Genomic DNA, 3711 nt, shown 5'->3' with positions numbered 1-3711 from the left:
TTGCCGCCAGCTTTCAGGCCGCCGTCGCGACGTGCTGGCCGACCGGCTGAAAACGCCCTAACCGCCTTCTGTAGCGCCCATCCCGAGGGCCGCCATGTGGTGATTGCGGGCGGGGTTGCCGCCAATAAGGCCCTGCGCGTGCGGCTTCAGTCCGTCGTCGCGGAGCGCGGATTAACGCTTGTTGCGCCGCCGCTGAAGCTCTGCACCGATAATGGCGCAATGATCGCCTGGGCTGGGCTGGAGCGGTTGCGCCGGGGCGAGTCCCACGGGCTCGACTCCCCCTGCCGCCCGCGCTGGCCGCTAGATGAGGCCGCTTGATGGATCAAGAACCAATACCGCCGGAATTCGGCATTGTCGGGGCGGGGGCCTGGGGCACCGCTTTAGCGCAAACCCTCGCCCGCGCTGGGCGCTCGGTGCTGCTGTGGGGGCGCGACGCCACCCTGGTCCGTATTCTGAACAGCCGCCGCGAGAATACGCGCTATCTGCCCGGCATTCCGCTGCTGGAGGGAATTTCCTTCACCGACCGCCTGTCGGAAATCGCCGAAGCCCGGCACGCGATATTGCTGGTCACGCCGTCCCAGGGCTTACGCTCGGCCTGCCTGCACCTCTCGCCCTTTCTCGATCCGCACCGGGCGGTGCCGCTGGTGGTGGCGGCCAAAGGGCTCGATGCCGAGTCCGACCAACCGCTGTCGGCCCTCGTGAAAGATTTGATCCCGGCGCATCCGGTCGCGGTGCTGTCGGGGCCGAATTTCGCTAAGGAAGTCGCCGTCGGGTTGCCCGCCGCCGCCGTGATTGCGGCGCAGAATGTGGCGCTGGCGGAAAAGCTGGCCGAACAAATCGGCTCCTCCAGCTTCCGGCCCTATGCCTCCTCCGATCCGCTCGGGGTGGAAATCTGCGGGGCGTTCAAGAATGTGCTGGCGATTGCCTGCGGTATCGCCCAGGGTCGCCACCTCGGCGACAATGCCCGCGCCGCGCTGATTACGCGCGGTATGGCGGAATTGATGCGCCTCGCCAAACCGCTCGGTATTCAGACGGAAACCCTCGTTGGCCTGTCGGGGCTCGGCGATATCGTGCTGACCTGCAACGGTCTGCAATCGCGTAATTACACCCTGGGGATTGCGCTGGGCGAGGGTATGAAGCTGCCCGATATTCTGGCTCAGCGCCGCAGCGTCGCCGAAGGCGTCTATGCCGCCGCCGCCCTGCACCGCATCGGCTTGAAGGCGGGCGTCGAGATGCCTATTGTCGCCGCCGTGGATTCGATTCTGGCCGGGCACGCCGGGGTGGAAGATGTGATCGCCAAACTCCTCGCCCGCCCGCTGAAGCGCGAAATCTAATTTTCAAGGTGCAGCATGGCCCATTGGTTGATGAAGTCCGAGCCGTTCAAATATTCCTGGGAAAAGATGCAGGCCGATGGCCGAACCCATTGGGATGGCGTCCGCAACTATCAGGCCAGCAATAATCTGAAAGCCATGCGACTTGGCGATGAATGCTTCTTCTACCATTCCAACGAGGGGCTGGCGATTGTCGGCATCGTTGAAATCGTGAAGGAATATTATCCCGATCCGTCCGATCCCGCCGGAAAATTCGGCATGGTCGATGTCGCCCCCCGCCGCAGCATTCCCATCCCCGTGACCCTGGCCGCGATCAAGGCCGAACCGGCGCTGGCGGAGTTACCCCTGGTACGGCAATCGCGCCTCTCGGTTAGCCCGGTGCCGGAGGAGGCCTGGGCCTTGCTCTGTAAGATGGGCGGCCTCTAGGCCCGTGCTGCGCGACTGTAAGCATTCTGCTGCACTGCCGTCATTCCTTTGTCATGAGTCAGTGATAAGCATGCCTCGCTATTGTCATGCAGCGGGTTTCGCCGAAGCCCGCCCGGAGACGGTGAGGGTCAGATCATGCAGAAGCTGCAAACGATTATCGGGATGGTCGGACGGGTCCGGGCGCGGGCGCGCCATGTCAGCGACAGCCGCCGTTTCCGCAATTGGCACAAAGAACGTCAAACGCGGCGCGCGGCGTAACACGCATCCCCGGCTCCGCTTGTTGGGGAGCGGGGCATGAGTAGCTATTGCGCGATTTCTAAAGATCATCCGGTCCACGGCCCGTTTCACGACGCCGATCACGGCCTACCCGTGACCGATGAAGAAAGCCTGTTCGAGCGCCTCTGCCTCGAAATCGCCCACGCGGGCCTATCGTGGGAAACCGCGCTAAAACGCCGCAGCAGCATGCGCGAAGCGCTCTACGCCTATCACATCGATACGATTGCCGCCTATGGACCGGAGGATATCGCCCGGCTCATGCAAGACCCGCGCGTCATCCGCAATCGCCTGAAGCTCGAAGCCTATGTTCACAATGCCCAGCAAGTTCAAGCCTTTCGGGCCGAAGGCGGCTTTGCGGCCTGGCTGGGGCGCTGGGCCTCGGCCCCCGACGGCCCCAAGGATCGCGCCGCCTGGGTGAAGCTCTTCAAAAAGCATTTCCGCTTCACCGGCGGCGAGATTGTGAATGAATTTTTGGTGGGGCTTTCCATTTTACCGGGTGCGCACGATATCCTTTGCCCCGTCGGCCAAAGCCTCTACGCCCGGCTCGATAGCCTGCCCGCGCACGATAGCAGCCTGCCGCCCTGGCCGATTCGGCGGTAAAACATAAAAAGCTCAATAAACCAAAGGACTTGCCCCTTGACGGAGGGGCGGTAGCCGGGCACGGTAGGGTCGCAGCGTGGGCGCGGGCGCAAAGGGAGACACCCGGGTGACAAAATCAGAATTAATCCTACGGCTGGCAGCCCTCAACCCCCATCTCTATCAACGGGATGTGGAACGGATTGTCTCGACGATCTTCGACGAAATTACCGAAGCGCTCGCCGCCGGGCATCGGGTAGAACTGCGCGGTTTCGGCGCGTTCTCCGTAAAGCGGCGCGATGCGCGCATCGGGCGCAACCCGCGCACCGGGACGGCGGTGGAGGTGGCGGAAAAATACGTCCCCTTCTTCAAAACCGGCAAACAATTGCGCGACAGGTTAAATGGCGGCGTCGATACGCCCGAAGACGATGACGACGATGATGACGTTTAGCGCCGCCGCCGAATCGGGTGCGCGGGCAAACCGATGCCGCGCCTGATTCGGCTGCTGTCGCTGCTCATCACTCTGCCGGTCACGCTGGCGGTGGTGGTGTTCGCGGTTGCCAATCGCGGTCCGGTCACGGTTGATTTCTGGCCGTTTGCGCTGGCCGTCGAGGTGCCGCTCTACGGGCTGGCCTTAGGAACGCTGGCGCTCGGCTGCCTGCTGGGCGCGCTGCTGACGTGGCTGCCGCTGCTGCTGACGCGCCGAGCCCTTCTCAGCGCCCGCGCCAAGCTTCAGAAGCTGGAACAGGCGCTGGCCCAAAAACCGACCGAGACTCCCCTGATATGACTGCCCCCCGCTGGTTCGATGCCGACGCCGTCCGCGCCCGCCTGAGCTTTCCCGCCCTCGTGGACCGTTTGGCGCAGGCCTTTGCCGACCCCGCTATGGTCGTGCCCGTCCGCCACCATCATACGGTTCCGGTGCCCGGTGCCCCCGATGCAACCTTGCTACTGATGCCCGCGTGGCGCACCGGCAAGCATGTCGGCTTGAAATCGGTGACGGTTTTCCCCGGCAATGGCCGCGTCGGCCTGCCCTCGATCATGGGCGTCTATCTGCTGCTCTCGGGCGAAACCGGCGTTCCCGTCGCCCTGCTCGACGGGCCGA

The 3711-nt window shown here is 63.9% G+C and carries 5 protein-coding genes and 2 pseudogenes; all 7 read left to right on the top strand.

From position 1 onward, the window contains the following. Positions 1-318 (top strand): annotated as a pseudogene (locus VZ95_RS14070) (hypothetical protein); the annotation flags it as partial. Further along, positions 318-1334: an NAD(P)H-dependent glycerol-3-phosphate dehydrogenase gene (locus tag VZ95_RS14065; protein ID WP_045776415.1), complete on the top strand. Its 1017-nt coding sequence runs from the start codon at positions 318-320 to the stop codon at positions 1332-1334. The pseudogene VZ95_RS14070 and the gene VZ95_RS14065, both read left to right, overlap by 1 nt. 15 nt (positions 1335-1349) lie before the next feature. Continuing rightward, a complete protein-coding gene (locus VZ95_RS14060) occupies positions 1350-1757 on the top strand; it encodes an EVE domain-containing protein (protein ID WP_045776414.1) in 408 nt (135 codons plus the stop codon). Positions 1758-2051: 294 nt separating this feature from the next. Next, positions 2052-2633 carry a DNA-3-methyladenine glycosylase I gene (locus VZ95_RS14055; RefSeq protein WP_045776413.1) on the top strand — a complete coding sequence of 194 codons (582 nt, stop codon included), beginning with the start codon at positions 2052-2054 and terminating at the stop codon, positions 2631-2633. Between the two features lie 106 nt (positions 2634-2739). Next, positions 2740-3060, top strand: a complete 321-nt coding sequence (gene ihfB, locus VZ95_RS14050) for an integration host factor subunit beta (protein WP_045776412.1) — start codon at positions 2740-2742, stop codon at positions 3058-3060. A 33-nt stretch (positions 3061-3093) separates the two neighbouring features. After that, a complete protein-coding gene (locus VZ95_RS14045; RefSeq protein ID WP_052711774.1) occupies positions 3094-3396 on the top strand; it encodes a lipopolysaccharide assembly protein LapA domain-containing protein in 303 nt (100 codons plus the stop codon). After that, positions 3393-3711, top strand: a pseudogene (locus tag VZ95_RS14040) (ornithine cyclodeaminase family protein); the annotation flags it as partial. The gene VZ95_RS14045 and the pseudogene VZ95_RS14040, both read left to right, overlap by 4 nt.

This window comes from Elstera litoralis, assembly GCF_000963705.1.
GTDB classification, from domain to species: Bacteria; Pseudomonadota; Alphaproteobacteria; order Elsterales; family Elsteraceae; genus Elstera; species Elstera litoralis.
Note: the sequence above shows the minus strand (reverse complement) of the source record. Positions and strands in the feature narration are given on the sequence as shown.